Source organism: uncultured Algoriphagus sp. (assembly GCF_963974365.1).
Classification (GTDB): domain Bacteria; phylum Bacteroidota; class Bacteroidia; order Cytophagales; family Cyclobacteriaceae; genus Algoriphagus.
This window is the reverse complement of record NZ_CAXBBX010000021.1, coordinates 39,309-62,998: the sequence shown is the minus strand read 5'-3', so window position 1 is coordinate 62,998 and position 23,690 is coordinate 39,309. Positions and strand designations below refer to the sequence as shown.

At 42.9% G+C, this 23,690-nt stretch carries 9 protein-coding genes; 7 read left to right on the top strand and 2 right to left on the bottom strand.

The window, feature by feature from the left end:
• Positions 1–16: 16 nt before the first annotated feature.
• Entirely contained in the window at positions 17–577 is a 561-nt protein-coding gene (locus AACZ87_RS21430; RefSeq protein ID WP_339870124.1) for a Pycsar system effector family protein, read from the bottom strand.
• A gap of 149 nt (positions 578–726) precedes the next feature.
• Positions 727–1,845, bottom strand: coding sequence for a hypothetical protein (locus AACZ87_RS21425; RefSeq protein WP_339870123.1), 1,119 nt, complete (start codon positions 1,843–1,845; stop codon positions 727–729).
• Between the two features lie 33 nt (positions 1,846–1,878).
• Between AACZ87_RS21425 and AACZ87_RS21420 the strand changes: the two genes are divergently transcribed.
• From AACZ87_RS21420 to AACZ87_RS21390, 7 genes are all read left to right on the top strand, one after another.
• Positions 1,879–2,205 carry a 2Fe-2S iron-sulfur cluster-binding protein gene (locus tag AACZ87_RS21420; RefSeq protein ID WP_339870122.1) on the top strand — a complete coding sequence of 109 codons (327 nt, stop codon included), beginning with the start codon at positions 1,879–1,881 and terminating at the stop codon, positions 2,203–2,205.
• A gap of 8 nt (positions 2,206–2,213) precedes the next feature.
• A complete protein-coding gene (locus AACZ87_RS21415; RefSeq protein ID WP_339870121.1) occupies positions 2,214–2,798 on the top strand; it encodes a thymidine kinase in 585 nt (194 codons plus the stop codon).
• A gap of 214 nt (positions 2,799–3,012) precedes the next feature.
• Positions 3,013–3,702 (top strand): DNA repair protein RecO, encoded by a 690-nt coding sequence (recO, locus tag AACZ87_RS21410; protein WP_339870120.1) that lies wholly within the window; start codon positions 3,013–3,015, stop codon positions 3,700–3,702.
• Between the two features lie 206 nt (positions 3,703–3,908).
• On the top strand, positions 3,909–5,702 hold the full coding sequence (gene rho, locus AACZ87_RS21405) for a transcription termination factor Rho (RefSeq protein WP_339870133.1): 1,794 nt from the start codon (positions 3,909–3,911) through the stop codon (positions 5,700–5,702).
• A gap of 381 nt (positions 5,703–6,083) precedes the next feature.
• Entirely contained in the window at positions 6,084–18,680 is a 12,597-nt protein-coding gene (locus AACZ87_RS21400; protein WP_339870119.1) for a glycine-rich domain-containing protein, read from the top strand.
• Positions 18,681–19,117: 437 nt separating this feature from the next.
• A complete protein-coding gene (locus AACZ87_RS21395) occupies positions 19,118–21,382 on the top strand; it encodes a hypothetical protein (RefSeq protein WP_339870118.1) in 2,265 nt (754 codons plus the stop codon).
• A 327-nt stretch (positions 21,383–21,709) separates the two neighbouring features.
• Entirely contained in the window at positions 21,710–23,320 is a 1,611-nt protein-coding gene (locus AACZ87_RS21390; RefSeq protein ID WP_339870117.1) for a hypothetical protein, read from the top strand.
• The last annotated feature ends 370 nt before the right edge of the window (positions 23,321–23,690 follow it).

Genomic DNA, 23,690 nt, shown 5'->3' with positions numbered 1-23,690 from the left:
GAAACAGGGCTGATGGCTAAAAAGCTGTCTTTAACGCATAATACAATATATAGACAAACACTAAGCCAATGTTAAATGATAAGTATCTAACGGAGAGGTTGACATTTCTAAACTTTGTTGCTGTGATCTTCGCATTGATAAATACTTGCTCACCAAGCTGATCGAAAAGGGGGCGCCTATTTGTACTTACCTTTTCCAACTCTTTTACATAATCTTTAATCGGACCATAGGAAGAAATAATATTCCCAAAAAAGAATACACTTTTATCATAATTGCTCTCAATCTGTGGCATGAAGCATCTGAAGCTATAATAAATAGAGATGACACTGAAGATAAACCAGGTGCCCATAAAGCCATAGGTAAGGTAATCCGACGTAGCCAGCTCTATCAAATGCTCATAAAATTGAAAAAAGACATTCATCAACAAGCCATAAAAGGATAGGACTAAGCCGGCTTTTATCTCCGAGGCTTTGATTAAATCACGCAGATACATGATCAGATACCAATAATTATCCACAGCATCTATGCCGGGATCTAATGGAGGAAGGTCTTTCAGGTCTTGGAGTTTCTTACGCATTGATTAAAAAAAGCATACTAAATAATATCAATAGGTAAAAACAAGATAATCTGTGAATAAAGCAATTCCTATGAATTAAGGGGATTTGATTCTACAAAAAGAAAAAAGAGCTATAAACCAGCTCTTTAAATCTTTTAGAAAGTTACTTTCTACACTTCAAATTTCCTGTACACCAGCAATAGAAATTCCTGTACCGGCTCCGTCTCTGTCTCCCACCCTAGCTCATTTACATAGCGAGAGTTGACTAATAGGATAGCCTCTTCAAATGAATCGCACTTATCGATCGATTTGAGTGCATGTTTGAGAAGATCTGCATTGCCGTCAAAAAGCTCTTTGGTAAACATAAATCGCTGATTGATCGCAAGACTCTCCGCAAGCTCACCCAGAATCCCTTTCATGCCTTTATAAGAAAGCGTCTCGAATTTAGCCTTCAGGTTATACGGATCCAGACCATTTGCATTGCCATTCACATAAGTAGGTGCTTCAGTTCTTTTCGGCTCCTCCACAGCAACTTTGGCGGGTTCAGGAGTGCTCTCTTTAATTTCAGGCACTTCCGTTTCTACCTGATCAAAAAATGAACTTCCTCGTTCTTCTTCTCTAGATTGCTCTGGTATTGGGGCAGGTGCTGGCGTTGGTTCTACTGATTCCTGTACCAAATAAGCATCGAGATCAAAGGGCTTCACGTCACCTAAAGTAGCCAGCAGTAGGTTTACTGACTCCATCGAATCTTTGATTGCTTGATAATTTGCGGCTACTGCACGTAAGTATGCACTTTCATCATGTCCGAAGCCAGCTTTGTCGATCAAAAAGGTAATCGCCTGACTGTGCCATTTATAATATTTCTTATTTTCCTTCAGGAACTCATTGATCTGTCCCGAAGAAGCCTTAGCTATTTCATTTTGATAGAAGGTTACCGGATCGGTTGCAAGCTGGATTGCCTGTGTTACAGCAGTTTCAATTAGAGGTTGTAATTGCTCCTTCTCTATTTTGATTCTTTTGGAAAGCACATTCATAAACTCAGTCAAAGCTTCATGAACCGCAATGTCTCTATAATCAAAATAAGGACTGCTTTTAAGTTTGCCGAGCTCCTCCTGCCACAATTCGAAAAGCCTCTTTATAATGAAGAAATTCACTTGGGCACTATTCGTCAACTGGACTATATCCTGCCCAGTCATGTATTGTTTGGTAGAGAAAAACTGCCCACAAACTATGGCGGCATAGTCTTCGGCGTATTTTTCTAAATAATTGCTGTTAATTTGAGTTGTCATTGAAGAGTGGTGTTTACAAAAGTCAACGAAGAAATGCCTCAAATAGTCATAGAAAATCTATTTAATCTGAGAATTAATTCCATTAGCGTTCCTCGTAAAGTTATCGAAATTATTCATGAAAATGGAATTGATTGGATGCATGCTTGCGGGAAAAAAGGCAGATGTACCACCTGCAAAATCATCTTGAAGTCCGGAGAACAAAACCTCTCCTCTCCTACCAAACCTGAACTCGATTTCCTTGAGCAGGGAAGGTTGAGACCCGGAGAGAGACTTGCCTGCCAGGCAGAATTAAATTCTGGTGAGATTGTTGTCCGAGTTGGTAACTTCAATAAGTTTCCTCATATAAAATATAGTGAATAGTAGCAGGCATGTTTATAGAACCTTCAATTGGTAGACTGAAGTCCCAGGGCAAAAAAGGTCAGATCGAAGTGATTTGCGGCTCCATGTTTTCCGGTAAAACGGAGGAATTGATCCGCCGACTGAATCGTGCTAGAATTGCGAAGCAAAAAGTAGAGATTTTCAAACCCACTATCGACAAGCGTTACGATGAAAACGATGTGGTTTCTCATAATGAAAATTCCATCCGATCCACCCCTGTAAACTTTGCAGATGACATCTTGTTATTGAGTGGTGACTGCGATGTAGTTGGGATTGACGAGGTTCAGTTTTTTGATGATCAAATCGTCACAGTAGCCCAAAAACTTGCAGGACAAGGAAAACGAGTGATTCTCGCCGGGCTGGATATGGATTTTGAAGGAAACCCATTTGAGCCAATGCCAAAGCTGATGGCCATCGCGGAATATGTGACCAAGGTAAATGCAATCTGTATGAAATGCGGGGATCTTGCCGCTTTCTCTTTCCGCCTTTCGGATGCTAAAGAAAAAGTAGTTCTGGGAGAAAAGGAAAGCTATGAAGCTCGCTGCAGAAAGTGTTTTTATGAAGATAGAAAGTAGCAGGATGCTGGGTGTCGGGTGACCGATGTTTGATTCCGAGATATATAATAATTGATTTTTCACCGCTGAGACACGAAAAACTCAAAGATGACCACGCAAAGAAGGCGTTAAGTATGTGTATAAATTCAGGACATGCAATCATTCGCGGGCTTCTCTGCGGCCTCAGTGGCATTGCGATAAAAAAATCAGAAAAGAAATTCTTTTATTACATCCAATGCTCAAAAAGACCCAAGGGATAGTTCTCAGTGCCATTCGATATAAGGAAACGAGTATAATCGTGAAGATCTTTACTCGCGAACTAGGCCTGAAATCCTACTTGGTAAATGGTGTAAGAACTCAAGGTAACAAATCGAAAATAGCATTATACCAACCGCTGACTTTACTTGAGCTCGTCGTATATGACAAAGACAACGGTGGACTGCAACGCATCTCGGAGGCTCAACTTTATCGGGCACATCAGCTCATTCCTTTTGATTTTACCAGAACCGGCATAGCACTTTTCATTACAGAAGTGACAAGCAAGTCGATCTACGAAAATTACCAGAATGAACTGCTCTTTGATTTTCTTCAGGAATGTATTATTGAATTGGATACTAAGAATGCTCAGCTTGGTCAATTTCCCTTGGTGTTTTTAATCAAAAAAGCGAGCTTTTTGGGTTTTGCTCCCGAGGAGGCTCTTGGTTTTTTGTCAGAAAGTCGCTCTCAACCATTTTCTCCTGCCGAACTGATACAAGCAGAAAATTACCTGGCCGCACTCATGACCGACTCATTTTCCAATAAATCAAAAATAGACAAATCCCTGCGCCAAAAGCTTTTGGATCACTTACTTGACTTTTACAGTCAGCACTTGGATAATCCAGGAAACTGGAAATCTTTGGCAATCTTGCGGCAATTAAACAGCTAATCCATCCTATGTATCTGAAATAACAGTCTATGGAGCATAAATATTTGCTTAATACAAACGCATGACTTAATATTGTGACATCACCGTGAATGAGCAAGTCAGCCCACTTTGACTTGAGTGTTTCCTGCAGATCTTTTTTGCTCAGAAAATCATCCACGATCTCAAATACCGCATTTACTACATTTTATTTATTTCATCCCCTCTTTATGTACAACATAGAAGAACTCAGACTCAGGTTATTATCTGAACTGAAGGAAATCGCTGAGGAGCTAGGTGTCAAAAACCGCAAAACTCTAAAGAAAGACGAACTCGTCTATGCTATCCTTGATCAGCAAGCCATCACCCCAGAGCAATCCTTGCCTAAAAAGAAACCTGCTGCTGCCGAAACCCCTGAAGCAGCAAAAGCCCCAGCAACTCCCGCAGAGACTCCAAAGCCTGCAGCTGCCGCTAAGCCAGTAGAAGAACCGGAATACAAGCCTAAGTTCAAAAGACAGAACGTAACGGCAATTCCGAAAAGCGAAGAAACTCCAACTGAAGAGCCTAAAAAAGCCCCTGAACCTAGACCGAAAGAGCCTAGACCAGACTGGAAAGCTAAAAAAGAAGGGCAACAAGATCGCCCTGAAAGAAAACCTCTACCTCAGACTGATTCCAGCTCCGAGGAGCCAAAAACCTTCAGACCAAGACGTAAGGCAGTAGAAGAGGTAGAAACCTCCGCAGAAACTAAAGAAGAAAAGCAAGCAAACACTCCGGCACCAGCTAAGGCTGAGCAGGAAGTAGAGCTTCCTAAAAGAAGAAACTTCAAGACACCTGACGAAGCGATGGCTCCAGCAGCCGAAACTGCTCCTCATACTAATCGTAGACGACCAGGCGTAAATCCTCGCGAATTCGATGGTGTGATTGATAACGAAGGCGTGCTGGAAATGATGCAAGAAGGCTACGGCTTCCTTCGTTCGCTAGATTACAACTACCTAGCATCTCCAGATGATATCTATGTTTCTCCAAGCCAAGTAAAACTTTTCGGCTTGAAAACCGGAGATCATATCAAAGGATCCATTCGACCACCTAAAGAAGGTGAAAAGTATTTTGCTCTTTTGAAAATAGCCACAGTAAATGGCAAGACAACAGACGAAATCAGAGATCGCGTTCCTTTCGAATACCTGACACCACTTTTCCCGGAAGAAAGACTAAACCTTTCAACTACAGGGGATAAATTCTCAACTAGAGTTGTTGATCTTTTTGCTCCTATAGGAAAAGGCCAAAGAGGGATGATCGTTGCTCAGCCAAAAACTGGTAAGACTGTTTTACTACAGCAGATCGCGAATGCAATCACAAAAAATCACCCGGAAGTTCACTTGATGATCTTGTTGATCGATGAGCGTCCTGAAGAAGTGACTGATATGGCTCGTTCGGTAAATGCAGAGGTAATTTCCTCCACATTTGATGAGACAGCTGATAGACATGTGAAAGTGTCGAATATCGTTTTGGAAAAAGCTAAGCGTATGGTGGAAGTAGGTCATGATGTAGTGATCCTGTTGGATTCTATCACAAGACTTGCCAGAGCACACAATACGGTAGTCCCAAGCTCAGGTAAGATTCTTTCCGGTGGTGTGGATGCCAATGCACTTCATAAGCCAAAGCGTTTCTTCGGTGCAGCACGTAATGTGGAGAATGGCGGTTCCTTGACTATAATCGCTACTGCTCTAGTAGAAACAGGTTCCAAAATGGACGAGGTAATCTTTGAAGAATTCAAAGGAACCGGTAACATGGAACTTGCCCTGGACCGTAAGCTGGCCAACAGAAGAATTTATCCTTCCATCGATGTGCTTAATTCCGGTACGCGTCGGGAAGATTTGCTTATGGACAAAGAAGAAATGCAACGTGTATGGATCCTTCGCAAGTTGATGAGCGATATGAATTCTCAGGAGTCTATGGAATTCCTTCTGCAAAGGATGAAAGGAACCCGTGATAATGCTGAGTTCTTGATCAGTATGAATGGGTAGGAATGCTGGGTGTCGGGTGTTTGATGTCCAATGCTTAGAATTCGTTCAGCACAAGTGTGCTGTTATAAAATTTGAAACCGGCTTGAGAGAGTCGGTTTTTTTTGTGTTCCTGCGCTCGCTGCAAGCATCCCGGTAGCTTTCGGGTCCGATGAGCAGAAGGACCGAAGAGCACACAAATGTGTTTTATTGCTACAATAGAATTTTTTGACCATAAAAAAACGCAGTTCATCTTGTGAAAAGGTTAGAAATCCATGGTTTTTAATTATTTTCGGAGATCAGTTATTAAGAAATAAAAAATCCTAACACATCTCATTAACAAATATTTATAGTTAATTATGGGATTTATTTATCAGCCACCCAAACTCAACTAGCACCCTGCGTATGATTTCTAAGTTTACAAAGGCGATAAAAGACATTTTTCAGAAGATCCATTCTAACCGATTAGTGGAGGTTTTTGTGTTGAGTTTAGGGATGATGATTTTTTGTGGTGGAGAGGTACAGGGGCAATGCAACAATACCTTATTTTACACTTCTTCTACTAATACTCCTAATCCCTGGACCGTACCAGCAGGAGTAACCTCAATTAGCATTGAAGCCTGGGGAGGCGGTGGAGGTGGTGCTGGATCTTTTGATTTTTGGTTTTTTGGAAGTGATGGACCAGGTGGAGGCGGCGGCGGGGGAGCATATTCTGTAACTACAATCTCAGTATCCCCAGGACAAATACTTGATATTAGCGTTGGGACTGGCGGTGCTGGTGGCGATGGCGATGATGGAGATGATGGTGGTAATTCTTTTGTGAGAAGGGCAGGAATCGTCTTAGCACAAGCTAATGGGGGTCAAGGTGGAGAGATTGATGGAGACGGAGGAGCTAGAGGTAATTCAGGAACTGGAACCATCACAGCTGGTAGCAACGGCGGTAATGCAACGTCAAGCCGAGGGGGAAATGGAGGAAACGGAGGAAACGGAGGAAACGGAGGTTCTGGCCAAAATAATAGTGATGGGAATCCCGGAGATGCTATTGGAGGAGGAGGAGGAGGATCTAGAACAACTTCTAGATTTGTAACACATCGTGGCGGCGATGGTGCCCGAGGTGAAATAAGAATTACTTATAGCGTTGCACCTCCCACTGCTGGTTCAATCTCAGGAGCACAATCGATTTGCTCGAGTGGAGATCCCGCAGCATTTACCAGCACTTCAGCTGGAACTGGCTCATCTTATCGATGGGAAAGAGCAGTAAGTCCTTTTACTACTTGGATTCCAATTGGTGGAGCGACAGGAGCGACTTATAATCCTCCTTCAGGGTTAACAGCTACCACCCAATATCGAAGAGTATCCATTGCTACAGCTGGATGCGAGTCAGTAACTACTCCCATTCAAGTTACCGTGCAAAGTCCTCCAAATGCTGGTTCCATAACTGGAACACAAACTATCTGTAGTGGAGGAAACCCTGGAATTATCTCGAATAATACAGCTGGAGGTGGCGCAACTTATCGCTGGGAACGAGCAGAAAGCTCTTCTTTTTCTTGGACTACAATTGGAGGTGCTACTTCGGCTAGCTATGACCCTCCTGCTGGTTTGACGGTGACGACCCGATATAGAAGAGTTTCAATAAGTGCTGCTGGTTGTGAGAACACAACTGTTCCAGTAGAGGTAACTGTTGATCAACTTCCAACAGCCATCGCAGGTCCAGCCTTGTCAGGAATTTGCCAAGGGCAAACCACCCCAGCAATGGGTGGAAGCGTGGGAGGATCAGCTGCAGGAGGAGAATGGAGCGGAGGGTCTGGCACATGGAATAATCCAAACAATCCGGCAAATGCAACCTACACGGCTGGAGCCTCAGAAACCGGAACTATAACTCTTACTTTAACCACTGTGGATGGGGGATGTGGAGTAGTTACCGCTACAAAAACCCTTACGATTACAGCCAGTCCAACAGCAAATGACGGAGGTGCCTTGGCAGAGATATGTGATGGTGAAACTTCTGCCCCGATGGGAGGAAGTATCGGTGGTGCCGCCATTAGTGGCACATGGACTAATCTTAATGGAACCGGAACCTGGACCAATGCCAATAATCCTGCTACTGCGACCTACACGGCCGGGCCAAATGATAGTGCTTTAGGCCTGATCACCTTACAACTCACGGCAGGCGGCGGTTCTTGCAGTCCTGCTGTAGTTACCAAAACCATACAGGTTAATTCTGGTAAAACTGTCACTCCAGTCACAACTGAAACCGTCTGCTTTTTCACAGGAAACGTCAACCTCACCCACAGTACCACGGGAGTGACAGGGCTTGGCATAATCAGCAATCTACCTTCAGGAGTAAGTGCCACATTTAATCCGGGAACAGGGGCGATTGATATAACGGGTAATCCTACCGAGCTAGGAACTTTCAACTATAGCATCGAATTACTGGGCACTTGTGGAGTTGCATCGGCAACGGGAACCATCATCGTTGAAGACTGTGGATGTGAGTTTACTTATGATTTTTCAAATACACCTTCGGGATCTAATACATGGATAGTTCCAAATGGAGTAACAGAGGTTATAGTTGAAACTTGGGGCGGTGGTGGACGTGGTGGTAGCAGAACAAGTGGCAGTAATGCTTATGGAGGAGGAGGTGGGGGAGCTTATTCTCAATCAATTATTTCTGTCACACCTGGGCAAAGCTATACCTATGTAATAGGTGCTGGAAGTAATTCTACCGCAGCGGGAGGTTCCTCAAGATTTTATTTTACTTCAGCACCAGGGACAGATTTAGTTCGAGCCGTTGGAGGAAATTCTGTTCCAAATAATACTTCTACCGGAGCAACTGGAGGAGCTGCTTCAAGCGGAGTTGGTGAGGTAAGATATTCCGGTGGACGTGGGGCTAATGGAGGAACTAATGGTGGCGGCGGGGGATCATCCGCTGGAACAAATCAAGATGGAAATTATACATCTTCCACCACTAACTCAAATGGAGCAACTGCACCAGAAGGAGGCGGAAATGGTGGAAATGGTAGAACAGGTTCAAGTGGTAATGGAAACTCTGCTACGGAAGTTGGCGGTGGAGGTGGTGGTTCAAGAAGAGATAACAATGGGGGCTCACCTGTTGGGGGCAGAGGAGCAAATGGCCAAGTAAAATTAACCTATACTCCATCGGCAGGGATTGTAAATGGCCCCTCTTCCATTTGCATAGGTGGAACAACTACCTTTACTTCTACTTTTGGTGGAGGAGAATGGTCCTCGGCAGATCCTTCTATTGCTACAGTTGATCCTAGCACTGGTGTAATCACCGGAATTAGTGCTGGCCCAACAACTATCCGATATACGATTTTAGGTTGCCAACCTGCTGTTTCTTCCAGAACGGTCTTTGTTAACGCGCCCATCAGCCCTGGTACCCTAAGTGGAAATCAGGACATCTGTATCGGTGGGGATACCCAGCTTTTATCTACCACCGCTTTTGGTACTTGGTCTTCACCTAATCCAGCTATTGCCACGGTTTCCAGTACAGGTTTGGTGACGGGGATTTCTGAAGGTATAGTGGATATTATCTATAGACTTCCTTCCAGTGGGGGATGTCCAGCACCAGAAACCACTATCCAAATTACTGTCTCTGCTCCGCCTGATGCAGGGACGCTGAGTGGAGATCCAGAAGTCTGCGAAGGAGGTACCCGTATTTTCTCTTCGACTATTTCAGGCGGCCTTTGGTCATCAGGAAATCCGGCTGTGGCCACTGTAGATCCTGCAACTGGAGTGGTGACCGGAGTAGCTGCAGGTTCGGCTATTATAACTTATACCGTTTCGGGTAATGGAGGATGCGCAGATGATTTTGAAACCCAATCCATCACGGTTACTCCATTAGCAGATGCCGGCACTTTGAGTGGTGTTGATGAACTCTGTGTCGGCGAAAACACCGTATTTGCTTCTACCTCACTGGGTGGAACTTGGACCTCAAGTAATCCAGCGGTCGCCACTATCAATAGTTCAACCGGAGCGGTCACCGCTATTTCCAGCGGCTCAATAACCATTACCTATACGGTAGCAGGCTCAGGAAGCTGTCCGGATGATTTTGCTACCCGTAGCCTTACGGTCAATCCACTTCCCAACCCTAGCTTTACTGCAGCGCCTTCGGGCGTGGTATGTATTGGAGAAGAGGTAACTTATACTACTCAATTAGGTCAATTCGACTATGACTGGCAGATCTCCGGAACTGTGGGAACCGATTATACGATAACCTCCGGCGGTAGCAACACAGACAATTCTCTTACGCTAACATGGTTAACTCAGGGTACAAAACAAGTATTCATAAGCTATTCTAATTCCAGCGGATGTTCAGCTGCCACATATATCAATAGTTCAGTTTCAGTTAGTCCTCTACCTGCTCCTTCTTTTAATATTGAACCAAACGGTGATATTTGTCTCGGCCAAGTGGTGACCTATACAACCCAATCAGGGCGTTCAAACTATACTTGGAATCTATCAGGAGTTCAAGAGACAGATTATTCTATTATTGCTGGTGCCATTACTACCAATTCAATTTCCATAGAGTGGTTGACAACAGGTTCCAAAACGGTTACAGTCAATTATGAAAATGCCAGTGGATGCGCAGGAGCAAGCCCTGCATCAAACACAGTCAATCTTAATGCAAGACCCGCTCCTTCCTTCAACTCAGCACCTTCAGGCCCAGTCTGTATTGGTCAAGAATATACCTATAGCACACAATCCGGGGCTGGAATATCGGACTATGAATGGTTGGTTTCTGGAGTGGAAGGAACTGATTTTAACCTAATCTCTGGGGGAACCAATACTGATAATTCAATTTCAATTGTTTGGTTGACCGATGGTGAAAAATCCGTTGGGGTAAATTATTTGAATGCTAATGGTTGTCAAGGTTCAGTACCTGCAATCAGTACCATTAACCTTGATCCTCTACCTGTACCAACCTTCACTGTTGAGCCTGCAAATCCGGTTTGTATTGGAGATGAGGTCACCTATACTACAGAGGCTGGACAATCTAATTATATCTGGACGATTACTGGAGTTTCAGGGACTGATTACACTATTACAGCGGGTGGTATTGGTACAGGCAGTAATACCGTCACCATCGAATGGCTGACCGACGGAGATAAAACCGTGACGGTTGGTTACACTAATCCTGATGGCTGTATCAGTGCAGTCTCGGCTTCCAATACCATCACACTTGACCCTCTTCCTGTGCCCACATTCACTGTCGAGCCATCCGATCCGGTATGTATTGGAGAAGAAGTAACCTACACTACCGAGGCAGGGCAATCCAACTATACTTGGACTATTTCTGGTACCCCAGGTACTGATTACACGATTACAGCAGGAGGTATTGGCGCTAGCAGTATTACAGTCTCTTTACAGTGGTTAACTGACGGAGCTAAAACTGTCACCGTAAATTATACTGATGCAAATGGATGTACGGGTGTCGCACCAGCTTCCAATACCATTAATTTGGATCCGCTGCCTTCGCCAAGCTTGACTGTAGAACCAACTAATCCGGTTTGCCTCAACGATGCCGTGACCTATACCACAGAAACTGGTCAATTTGATTATGATTGGAATATTCCAGGTACTGCAGGAACAAATTACAATATTACTGGAGGAGGTATAGGAACAGGCAGTAATACGGTTACTATCCAGTGGCTAAGTGCTGGAAGCAAAACCGTTACCGTCAACTACACCGATGCAAATGGCTGCTCAATACCTAGTCCTGCCTCGAATACGATTGAAATAAGCACTCCAGTTTCTATTGATCCGGTGATTGATCCAGGCCAGGTGGGTGATACCGAATGTTTTGGTGATGGATTTGATCCGATCACCATTACCGCCACAGGTTCAGGTTTGACTTTTCAATGGTATCGTAAACCAGACAATTCACCTATCGGAACTAATCCTGGCACCATGGTCAGTGGTGCTACTTCAGCATCTTTTACACCCCCTTCTTCTCCTGAAGGAATCTCCTATTATTATGTAGTGGTATCGGGAATTTGTGGGAGTCCAGAAACCTCTGATCTTACTGGTGCATACATCGTTTCACCATCGGGAACTTCCATTAACATCGATCTTAATCCAGTAGCTCCAAATGAGGAATTCTGTTATGAATCTGGCACATTCTCAGAGCTTATAATCTCTGCAACAGGAGATGGAGGTATTCCCGCCGACTATCAATGGTATCAAAATACTACTCCTGACAACACCGGGGGCATCTTGATCACCGGAGAAACCAATTCTACTTTCACCCCTCCTTCTGATGCAAGTGTGGCAGATGGATTACCAAGGTATTACTATGCTACTGCCACAAGTCCAAGCTGCGGAACAGTTACTTCTTCGATTTCAGGAGCATATATTGTCAACCCATTAACAACTATCGATTCTGAAGATCTTACTGGAGATATAATTTGCGAGGGTCAAGGGCCATTTAGTCCAATATCTGTCAGTGCTTTTGGCGCTGGAACCTTATCATACCAATGGTATAGCAATACCACTGGCGTAATCAATCCAGGAACAGATATCCAAGTAGGTACGGACTCTGACACATTTACTCCTCCTTCCAATGTAGCCGTTGATACTCCTCGATACTACTATGTGGTAGTCTCCAGTTCAGGAGGATGCGGACCTGATCAAACTTCCAGTATTTCAGGTGGCTTTGTGGTAAACGAATTGCCAGTTCCAACTTTAACCCCAGCTCCTTCAGGTGAGATTTGTGTTGGCAGCTCCATCACCTACACCACTGAGTCAGGTCAAACTAATTATGTCTGGACTATCCAAGGAACAGAGAACACTGATTACACCATTACTTCCGGAGGAATTGGAGCAACAAATCATACCGTAACTTTGACATGGCTAACTATTGGAACCAAGAATGTCTCTATTAATTACAATAACTCAAACAATTGTGCTGCGGCAACCGCCACTGTCAACACTACCATTGTAAATGCACTGCCAGTTCCAACGTTTATTACTCCGCCACCAGCTCAGGTCTGTGTAGGAACATCAGTTACTTATTCCACTCAATCGGGTCAATCCAATTACATTTGGAATGTGCCCGGTTCAGCAGGTACGGATTACACCATTACTGCAGGAGGTATTGGAAATACCAGCAACACAGTTACGCTTACTTGGTTAACAAGTGGTACCAAACCAGTATCTGTTAATTATACAAATGGAAACAATTGTACTGCTGCTGCAGCAACTATAAATTCCACTATAGTAAATGCATTACCTACACCAACTTTCACAGCTCCAGCTGTTTCAGAGGTATGCGTGGGCGCTCCAATAACTTATTCCACCCAACCTGGTCAATCCAATTATGCATGGACGATTCAAGGAACGGCGGGTACCGATTACACTATTACCGCAGGTGGAATCGGAACATCAAGTAATACAGTTACGCTTAGATGGTTGACTGCTGGCACGAAAAACGTCTCAGTCAATTACAGAAACGCAAGTAATTGTTCTGCAGCAACCGCTGTAGTCAATTCTACCACTGTAAATGCGCTTCCAACCCCAACATTTATAGCTCCTCCACCTTCCGAGGTTTGTGTGGGAGAATCAGTTACCTATACTACCCAGCCTGGTCAAGCCAATTATATCTGGACAATTCCGGGTGCCTCAGGAACAGATTATACCATTACTGGAGGAAGCGTTGCAAGCACCAGTAATACGGTTACGCTTACTTGGCTTACTGCTGGAACTAAGAATGTTTCTATCAATTATACCAATTCCACTAGTTGTACGGCAGTAGCTGCGGTGGTTAATTCTATTATAGTCAATGCCCTTCCAACTCCAACCTTTTCTACCTCCATACCTGCTGAAGTTTGTGTGGGAACCACGGTAACCTATACAACTCAGAACGGGCAAGACAATTATGTGTGGACTGTACCGGGTGTTGCTGGAACAGACTATATCATCACCTCTGGTGGAATTGGACCATTTGATAATTCAGTGACCTTAAGATGGCTGTTTAGTGGCACTAAAAATGTAAGTGTTAATTATAGCAATTCGAATAACTGTACAGCGGCAACGGCTGTTTCAAACTCTTTAAATGTAAGTCCACTTCCAACTCCTACATTTACAGCTGCTCCATCGACTGACCTTTGTATAGGAGCTCCGGTGACTTATAGTACCCAACCAGGGCAAGCAAACTATATTTGGACAATACCCGGAACTTCAGGAATTGATTATACAATTACTGCTGGAGGTATAGGATCAAACGATCATACTGTTACCCTTATTTGGTTAACGAGCGGTACTAAGAATGTTTCTGTAAATTATTCCAATGCAGGGAGTTGTACAGCAGTATCTGCAGTTACAAATTCCACAGATGTCAATGTCACACCCGTGATATCTGATATTACAGGAACCATCATCTGTAGTGGAGCCACATTTAATGTTACTCCTATAAACGGAACTAACGGCTCTGTTCCTGCAGGTACGACTTACACATGGACTGTTTCTACCAATGGAAATGTAAGCGGAGAATCAAATGTCTCTACCCCTCAGGCCAATATTTCACAGACTCTGACCAATTCATCCCTTGTTGATCAGACAGTAACATACACTGTTACCCCAATTACACCAGAAGGATGTATTGGAAACAGCTTTGAAGTGGATGTCTTGGTGCGGCCTACCCCAACAGTAAATCCTATTTCTAATCAAGATGTTGGATGTTCTGGTCAATCTACAACTCCGGTGAATTTTAGCGGAAATGGAGTAGCAGGTGTAATATATAATTGGACGAATAGTCATCCATCTATTGGTTTGGCAGCAACCGGAACCGGGAATATTCCTGCATTCGTTACCCAGAATCCTAGCTCAGGACCGATCACCGCAACAATTACAGTGACACCAACAGTTAATGGATGTTCTGGTCCTTCAGAAACCTTCACCATTACCGTTGATCCTACTCCAGTAATCACATTGCAAGCGGATTATTGTGCGGTAGATGGTAGTGTACTCTTGGTGGCCAGTTCAAATGTTACAGGCACTTCATGGGAGTGGAGTACAGGAGAAACAACAGCATCTATTACTGTCAATATCGCAGGATCTTACTCTGTAACCGCTACATCTCCAGATGGATGTATTAATACAGCTTCTATAAGTATAGCAGAAGAATTAATTGTAGATGGATCATTCACAAACTTTGACCCTGCAAATCCAAGTTTCTTTACGGAGTACGGAACAAATCAAGTTTCTAGATACCTTAGAAGACTTGGAAACGGAAATGTCGACGGTAATACTGGATTATGGCCAGAGGGCCTTTATGCAGTAGATACAAGTGCATGGAGTCCAAGTGACAATGTTGGATATCATACTAATTTCCATGGTCGAGACCATACCAATAATGCTACAGGGGCTAGGAATTTTATGATGGTCAATGGTGGTAAGCTTATTGGAAGTCCACTACGTCAGCCAGTTATCTGGAGGCAAGAAGTCCCAGTAGAGCAATTCACTGAATATTATTTTTCAGCCTGGGCCATGAATTTGAACCCGGGATCACCTGCTAGGCTTCAATTTAAAATCAATGGACAATTGGTTGGAACTGTTTTGGATTTATCTACTGCCCCGACTCCTGACGATGAGAATGAAGTAGGGCTAGATAACTGGAGAGAATTTAGGTCCAATCCAAGCTGGAGCTCTGGAACAGCCACTACTGCTATTATTGAAATTGTTAATTTGAATACTGCCCTCGGTGGTAATGACTTTGCACTAGATGATATTTCCTTCGGTACGCTTTCACCGTTTATCAGATTAACCTCTGATCCAGGTACTGATGATAGCCAAATTGTTTGCGAAGATTCTCCAATTGTAGATATTGAATATGCTGTTGGTGGCGGTTTGGATGGACCTCTTGTTACTGGTTTGCCACCAGGTGTTACAGCTACTTGGAACGGATTGAATTTGAGAATTAGTGGCTCTCCAACTACTCCGGGAGAGTATACATACGAAGTATTTACTACTGGCTCTTGTCAGCAAGTACGGGTAGAGGGATTGATTATAGTAAAAGATGTTCCAGATGCAGGTACAATTGCCAGCGATCAAACTGTTTGCGAAGGAGATACTCCTTCCACCATAGTTGGTAGTGTGTATAATCCACAAGATGTTGGAGCAGTAATCTCCTATCGATGGGAAATGAACACCGATCTTACTACTCCTAATTGGGTAGGTGTGCCTGGAGACCCAACTGGTGCTGATTACAGCCCACCTCTGTTAACGGAGACTACACAATACAGAAGATATACCAATTCTACAGTCAATGGCTTATCCTGTGAAGGGCAAGCAAGTGATCCTGTAACAATTACTTTACAAAGTGAACCAATAGCGGGAACTATAGCTGCAGATCAAACTATCTGTGCAGGGGAAGATCCTGCTGAATTCACAAGTACTGACGCCGGGGCAGGAGATGGAGCTATTAGCTATATCTGGCAGTTTAGAAATTCATCAAATCCTACTTGGACCGCTATTTCTAGTGCTACTAATTCCACATATGATTCACCATCCTTAACAGAAACTACAGAATTCCAAAGAATTACTGTTTCTACCTTAAATGGAGTTCAGTGCGCATCTTCACCTTCAAACATTGTTGTTGTCACAGTAAATCCAGAAAATACAGTGACACCTGTTAACCCTGATCCAGTATTATGTTTGGATACTGTAGTTCCAATTACCCTTATTCACAGAACGACAGGTGCAACTGGAATAGTAAATGAAGGCGTTGCCGGAGCCAATGGCCTTCCGTTGGGAATTAGTGCTTCCTTCGATACAGGCTCAGGAGACATTACCATCTCAGGAACACCGACTGAAGTAGGAACTTTCAATTATAGCATCCCATTGACAGGAGGTTGCGGAACCGTAGATGCTGAAGGTACTATCACGGTAGAAGATCCATCCTACCCTATTTCGGATATTCAAGTGGTCAATCCGACTTCACTTCCTGGCAGTTCCACATTTACAGTATTTGGTCCAGAACTTGCTCCAGGAGATTACGAAATAAACTACAGCACAAGTGGTGCTAATGCAGTTGCAGATCAGACGATTACAGTGACTGTGACCACTCCTGGCCAGTTTACACTCCAGTCTCTTCCTTATTCAAATGAAGGGACCACCATCCTCACGATAAATTCCATCGAAGGAATCGCTGATACTTGTCCTTACTCAGTGCCAAGTAACAATACTGTTCCTTATGGCATTAATTGTAGTACTGAATACTTAGAGGCGGATGGAAACGCTACTTATTCAGTTGGAGCAGGTGTAAGCGAAGTGACTATTCAAGTATTTGGAGATGGCGGATCTAGTACAGCAACTATTGCAGTTGCCCCTGGGCAACAGATATTCCTAATATTTGATGGCTCAGATATTTTTGCAACGCAGGTTCCTGACACAGAACCTACAGCCAATAGATTAGCACAGGCCATCGTTAGCACGACAGGATCTAATGGCAGATTTGTAATTACTTACGACTGTTCGACTCCACCTCCTTGTAGTGGAACTGGAGATGTTTACCAATACACCGATTCTGAGGGCTATACAGTAATCCGCATAACAGGCGATTGCTCCACATGGTCTTGGACAGCACCGGATGGATTAGACGAATTTGAAGTGCTCGTTGTCGGTGGCGGCGGCGGAGGTGGCTTTGGTGATGCCGCTGGAGGCGGAGGCGGAGGAGCCGTGATTTATCAACAATTTACTGGAATTACAATGAATGGGCTTCCTGGCCTGCAAGGTGCTACATTTAATATTACCCCGGGCGGTCAAGGTTTAGGAGCAAGTTCCAACAACCAGCAAGGTGAAGATGGCGAAGGGTCAACTTTCGAAGGTCTAACTTTTAATTATGCAGGCGGAAATGCTTTTTCAGATATTTCAGCAGCTGGAGGGGGCGGAGGTGGATCTTCCAATGCGTCTTCCTCAGTAAGGGAAGGAAGTACCGGTGCCTCTGGCGGGGGTGGTGCAGCTTATGGAACTGATGAATCCAATGGAGGAAATGGAAATAATGGAAATAATGGAGGAAATGGACTTGGTGACTCCTTTGGCAACGCTGGCGCTGGTGGCGGGGGTGCAACTGTAGCTGGTGAAAACGGCAGCGGAGAAGCAAACCAGTTGAGTGCTGGTTCAGGCGGTAATGGTGTCATACAAGCTATCTCTGGGGAAGATGTGCATTATGGGGCAGGCGGCGGCGGTACATCTACAGGTGCTATCGTCAACGAGCCTGGAATGGGCGGCAGTCAATACACATCGGGTGGTTCAACCTTCTATGCTGGAGGCAGAGGTAATAATACTGGTGTAGGATTACCAGCTACCACCTATGGCTCAGGTGGTGGGGCCGGAAGGACGGGAGGAAGCAATGGATATCAAGGGGTAGTTTATATCCGCTATCCAAACTTCCGAATCCTTCCAGTTGACTACTTATATTTCCGTACGAAGTATAATTCCATACAGCGTTCAGGAGACTTGACGTGGGCCACAGCAAAAGAGTGGGAAAATGATCGATTTGAAATCGAAAGAGCAGTGAATGATATCAAGGAATGGGAGAAAATAGATGAGGTAGCCGGAGCAGGCTATTCACAAAAGGAAGCGGAATATAGCTATTCTGACAGGAAGCTGCCGGCTGTCGGAGGCCATATTTTCTATAGACTGAAACAGTTTGACTTCGATGGGGACTTTACCTATAGTGAAACCAGGTCTATTCTAGTCGAGCCATTGCCTGGCACCACTCGCTGGAAAGTATTCCCGAACCCGACCACAGGCTATCCATTCTACATAGAAATTCTGGATCCTTCTGCTTATCGAGACGAACCGATCACACTTAGGATTATTTCTGCAACGGGACAATACGAAACTCTTCCTGTACTGGAAATGAAGGAAATGGGGAATCAGGTCAGTGACTGGTTTACCACAAAGGCTGCTGGCATATATACACTTGAGATCAGCTGGGGAGATAAACGAGAATATCACAAAGTGATTCTTAGGAGGTAGAATCACTTTGTGATATAACATATAAAAGCCCTGTCGGAAATAAACTCCGGCAGGGCTTATTATTTTAATCTGATAAGTAACGTATAGTGAACAAATAAGGAACTACTATTCATTTGCTCAGTAATCCTATTTTCTATATGGATAAAAAATCGCAGAGCGTCGATGAACCTAATTTTTTAAATTATAATCCAAAAGCCTCTGCAAAACCAAATTATTTTTTTTGCTGTATATAAACCAATCAATTAACCTCATTCGTAATTACTCCTAAAAAACAAATTAAGCCCTGCCACATGAATGCTCATTTTAAATATTCAAACAACATTTTTTTGTATTTTTCTTTACAGAACGGAAAAGTCTATTTACATTTGCAAACCCTTAATACCCTAGAATATAACAAGTTGGGCCTACCCTAGCCCTGATTTCCAACTAACACCTTGATGAAGAATAGATTCCTGTTCCTTTTTATGATTTTTTGTTGCGCCCAGATGTTTTGGGGAGGAGAAGTGTGGGGGCAGACGACTTATAATGTCACAAACACTAGTGACTTTACTTTGCTGGCAGGAAACAACGGAGCAATAATAAATGTGAACTATTCCGGAACGGGTTGGGGTAAATTTAATCTTGGTAACAATACAAATGTTACAATTCGGATTTCTTCTAATGCAAGCTTAGGAGGGGCAATTGTAGCAAATAACTCATACAACCTTCAAGTCTCTGGAACTTTAATAGGTGATCGTGATTTACCTCCCGGTAGCAAATTAACATTTAATAGCACAGGAAAAACCTCAAATTATGGTACCATAAAAATCACAAATGGAATTTTTATTAATAATGGTATCATAAGCAATTCCCTTTTATTCCTCGGTTCAACAACTAGCACAAATTCGAGAACCATTGATGGTCAAGTTACCGTAGATGATAATTCAATTTATACAAATTCATCCACTCAGAGCGGCGTGGTTAAGGTTCAAAATAATGGTACTTATCATAATAATGGTACCCAAACAGGTGGTCTATCACTTAGTTCAAATGGGACTGTAATAAACTCGGGCACAATCAATTCCTCTAATGTTTCAATAAGCTCGTCAAGTGCAGCTTTCACAAATACTTCAACAGGGGTTTTTAATCATACAAATACAGGCTCATATACCTGGATGGGAAAGATAAACCTAGAAGGTCAATCAAATTTAAGTGGCACTTTAGCTTTGAATGGGACTGGCACCATCTTAACAGTAAATAATAGTGGAGTTCTTAATGTTGGATCAATAAGCGCAACAAATAATGCAATTGTAAATATTTCAAATTCAAGTAATTTATCACCGCCTGCTACAATTAATGCTTCTAATCTAACTCTTATTGATAATGGAGGCCCAGGTTACTTAAATTCAGGATTAAATACTGTAATCAATGTAACTAATCAAACAGCTTTAAACGGAACTGCAGCTTCAACTGTAAATTTGAATGGTAAGCTTAACACTACTACTTTAACATCTGGAGGCACAGGGGGAATTATGAACGTCCTTCCCACTGGTGTTTTAACAGTTTCAGGCGCAACCACCCCGGGCAATGGATTTACATTAAACGTAACAGGGGAATTCAAGGGAACTACAATATCATCAGGTGGAGGGGGAAATGGAATAAATGTTACTGGGAAAGGAAAATTTACAACAACAGGAAAAGTTAGTATAAACGGCTTCCCTTTTACAGCAAGTGACAGCTCTAAAATTAACATTGGAGGAGATCTGACAGTAACAAATTCTGGAACATCTAAATTATATATAAATGATGAAACTATTTTCTACGTAGCAGGAAACACCTCAATCGGTGAACTTACCCAGATAAATGATAATTCCAAAGTCACATTTAAGGGTGATGTAAACATTACTAATTCAGGTAACGCATCACTTCAGGTAAATGATAAAGGAGATGTATTAATTCAATCAACGCTTACAAAGGATTTCAATAGCGGAACTGTATATGTAAGAGATTCAGGCCAACTTGTTATCTGTAACGAAAGAAGGCCAAATGGATCAATATCAGGCTCATACCCTACTGACACCTCTTCTGACAAAATTTTCGTAACCGGGACTGCCTCCTACTACGGCGCATGCCGCATCCTCCCCGTCGAATTCCTTTCCTTCAACACCGCCTACCAACCCCAAGACCGCTCTGCCCTACTCGACTGGTCCACAGCCAAAGAATGGGAAAATTCCCATTTCGAAATCGAGCGTGCCGTGAATTCGGTAAAAACCTGGGAAACCATAGGCCGTGTGGAAGGTAATGGATATTCTGAAGCTCCCGTGGAATATAGCTTTACAGATTCTGATCTACCGAAATCTGGTGGCAATATCTTCTATAGACTAAAACAAGTAGACTTCTCCGGTAACTACAGCTACAGTAAGACAAAATCAATCCAAGTAAATCCTACCGAAGGAAGTACTGCTTGGATAGCCTATCCTAATCCAAGTACTATTGGGTCGGATATCTCTGTCTCCCTCTTGCAGCTACAACAATACCAAGACGAACAGATTTCTCTAAGTCTGGTAAATATGCTGGGCGAGGGTTCATCTACTACATTGAATTCGCCTGAGGCTATTTCCATAGTAGTGTCAGAGTGGCTTCTCTCCAAAAAAGCAGGATTGTATATTCTGGATATCCGATGGGGTGCTAAATCCCAGCAAATCAAATTGCTGAGAAACTAACAGTCTTACCTTACATACCCCCTATTTATCCTAATTAATGCGCTGGCAAACACGTCCTAATTTGCCTTAAAAAAAACTAATCATACCAGTTAACTATCTGAAAAACTGGTATAAGGAATTAAAAACCTTCATACATTTGCGCGATCAAAATTTAAGGAGTGATATTGATATAAATCAAAATAATCTACCAATTTTGTATCCAAGAAAACATTAAATCAATAGTATCGTTCGAATAATTAACCCAATCGGAATTAAATTCCAAAAACAAGTATATGAAATTCATTTTTCTCCCTACAACTTAATGGCGAGATATTCAACAATTAAACTATGAAAAAACATTATTTACTCGGCCTTGCCCTTGTCTTTGCGTTTTACTCATGTAACGACACGTCAGATCCAATTTCAGATGGTCCAATCACCATCAATTCTGACAGTCAAACATTAACTTCCCGTGTGAAAATGGATAATGCAGGTGTGATAGGATTAATCGATCCTTCTGCTCCATCAGGAAGAATTCAGGAAGTAGCTTCTGACCTTCCTCTCGTATTAGTATCACAAGTAGACGCTCCAGAAATCAATGGACAAACACTGCGAGCTACACATGTAGACATCGACGGAAACTATGCCTACGTTTCTTACAATACTGAAGGTGAAACCTACCTAGGAGCGGTAGATATTTTTGATATCACAAGCCCATACAGCCCTGTGATCACAGAGCAAGCAATTTTCACAGATACTGACATCAGCTCTCTTGAATACAAGGATGGTAAGCTTTACCTTGCTGCTGCTGTCAACATCGATCAAAATGCAGACGTGACTTCCCCAGCTAACTTGATTACAGTATCTGTATCCGGCGGAAGATTTACTTCTGACTTTGTCTATACTTCTTTACCGGGTTTTGTAGCTACTGATGTAGCAAACACCAATTCAAACACAGCGGTAACCAGTGGAAATGATGGAGTTATTGGTCTCTTTGATGCTGTCCAAACTCCTGGAACTTCCACAGAAATGGAGGATCTTAGAGCGGTAGCTTTTGGAAGTGACAAATTAGCGGTACTTAGTGGTACTTCAGGTGTTCATATCTTAGATCCAAACAGCCTTTCTGAAGTAGTTTCTATCCCTTTAACACTAGATGTGGCTGGCGCAAAAAGAACACTGGACATCGATAACGGTAATCTATATGTATCTGAAGGAGCAAATGGTGCTGGCATCTACAAAATGTCAGATGGTAGCCTAGTTAGCCGATTGGCTATTCCTATCCGCCCTGAAGATGTAGATGAAAGTGACATTGTAACAAACGCAGTTTCTGTGGATGACAACTTGCTCTTCATGGCAAACGGTGCTGCGGGTATCTCTATCTCTGACGTTTCTGATCTTTCGGCAATCAAGCAATTTGGCGTATTGGATCTTGACGGATCTTCTAACTTCGTTAGAAACGAGGAAGAATTTGTATTCGTAGCTACTGGTTTTGGTGGGCTTCAGATTTTGAAAATCAACAAAGTTTCTAGTAATCCAACTGAATCAGTTTGTACCGGCTTACCTACTTATCCTGGTGATTACTGGATGAATGTTAATGGTGGCGAGACAAAGGCTTACGGAGGATCTGCTTCTATCGGAGGCTTAAATAACAATTCAAAATTCCTATTCTGCGGATCTCTAGCTGTTCTTGAGCAATTCAATATGAATGGCGGATCAGTTACAGAAGTTTATGGATCATTGGCATTTGGTAAAATGAATGCCAATAATACGATGCACGTCAACGCGACTCTGAAACTTTCTGGTTCTGTAGTGATCTATGGTAACCTTAACTTAAACAGTGGAGGTAAAATTGAATTTGTAGGTTCTGGCAACTCCCTTACAGTATTCGGAACTGTAACTCAAAACAGTGGATCTTCGATCACTGGTGATTTTACCGACACAGAAGGTAAAATAAAATAAAAAGCTATCGCTATTAGCTTTTACATAAAAGCCGGATCTTGACAGATTCGGCTTTTTTGTTACACTAGGACCGAATGCTCACGCGATTACTACTCTTTTTAGCCTGACTTGAAACTATCACACTGTAGCGGATAAGCTTCTATCAGTTTATTAATAGAACCAATAAGTAAGGTAAATTCTTTGGAAGTTGAAAAGGTTTACAATCCCACCCGAAATTTTTATATTGAGACTTTCACCCGATTGCAATTTCCACAAAATACGTAATCAAAGGTTTATCCAGCCATTTACAAAAGCTAACAACAGTCATTAAACCAACTGAAAAAGGATTTACAAAAAACATCTTATTTTCCAATTTTGACCAATTATTTCT

Excerpts from the sequence above, each read along its gene's own strand:
- AACZ87_RS21400 (WP_339870119.1), top strand. The coding sequence starts at position 6,084 with ATGATTTCTAAGTTTACAAAGGCGATAAAAGACATTTTTCAGAAGATC.
- rho (WP_339870133.1), top strand. The coding sequence starts at position 3,909 with ATGTACAACATAGAAGAACTCAGACTCAGGTTATTATCTGAACTGAAG.
- AACZ87_RS21390 (WP_339870117.1), top strand. The coding sequence starts at position 21,710 with ATGAAAAAACATTATTTACTCGGCCTTGCCCTTGTCTTTGCGTTTTAC.
- recO (WP_339870120.1), top strand. The coding sequence starts at position 3,013 with ATGCTCAAAAAGACCCAAGGGATAGTTCTCAGTGCCATTCGATATAAG.
- AACZ87_RS21395 (WP_339870118.1), top strand. The coding sequence starts at position 19,118 with ATGAAGAATAGATTCCTGTTCCTTTTTATGATTTTTTGTTGCGCCCAG.
- AACZ87_RS21425 (WP_339870123.1), bottom strand. The coding sequence starts at position 1,845 with ATGACAACTCAAATTAACAGCAATTATTTAGAAAAATACGCCGAAGAC.
- AACZ87_RS21430 (WP_339870124.1), bottom strand. The coding sequence starts at position 577 with ATGCGTAAGAAACTCCAAGACCTGAAAGACCTTCCTCCATTAGATCCC.
- AACZ87_RS21420 (WP_339870122.1), top strand. The coding sequence starts at position 1,879 with ATGCCTCAAATAGTCATAGAAAATCTATTTAATCTGAGAATTAATTCC.
- AACZ87_RS21415 (WP_339870121.1), top strand. The coding sequence starts at position 2,214 with ATGTTTATAGAACCTTCAATTGGTAGACTGAAGTCCCAGGGCAAAAAA.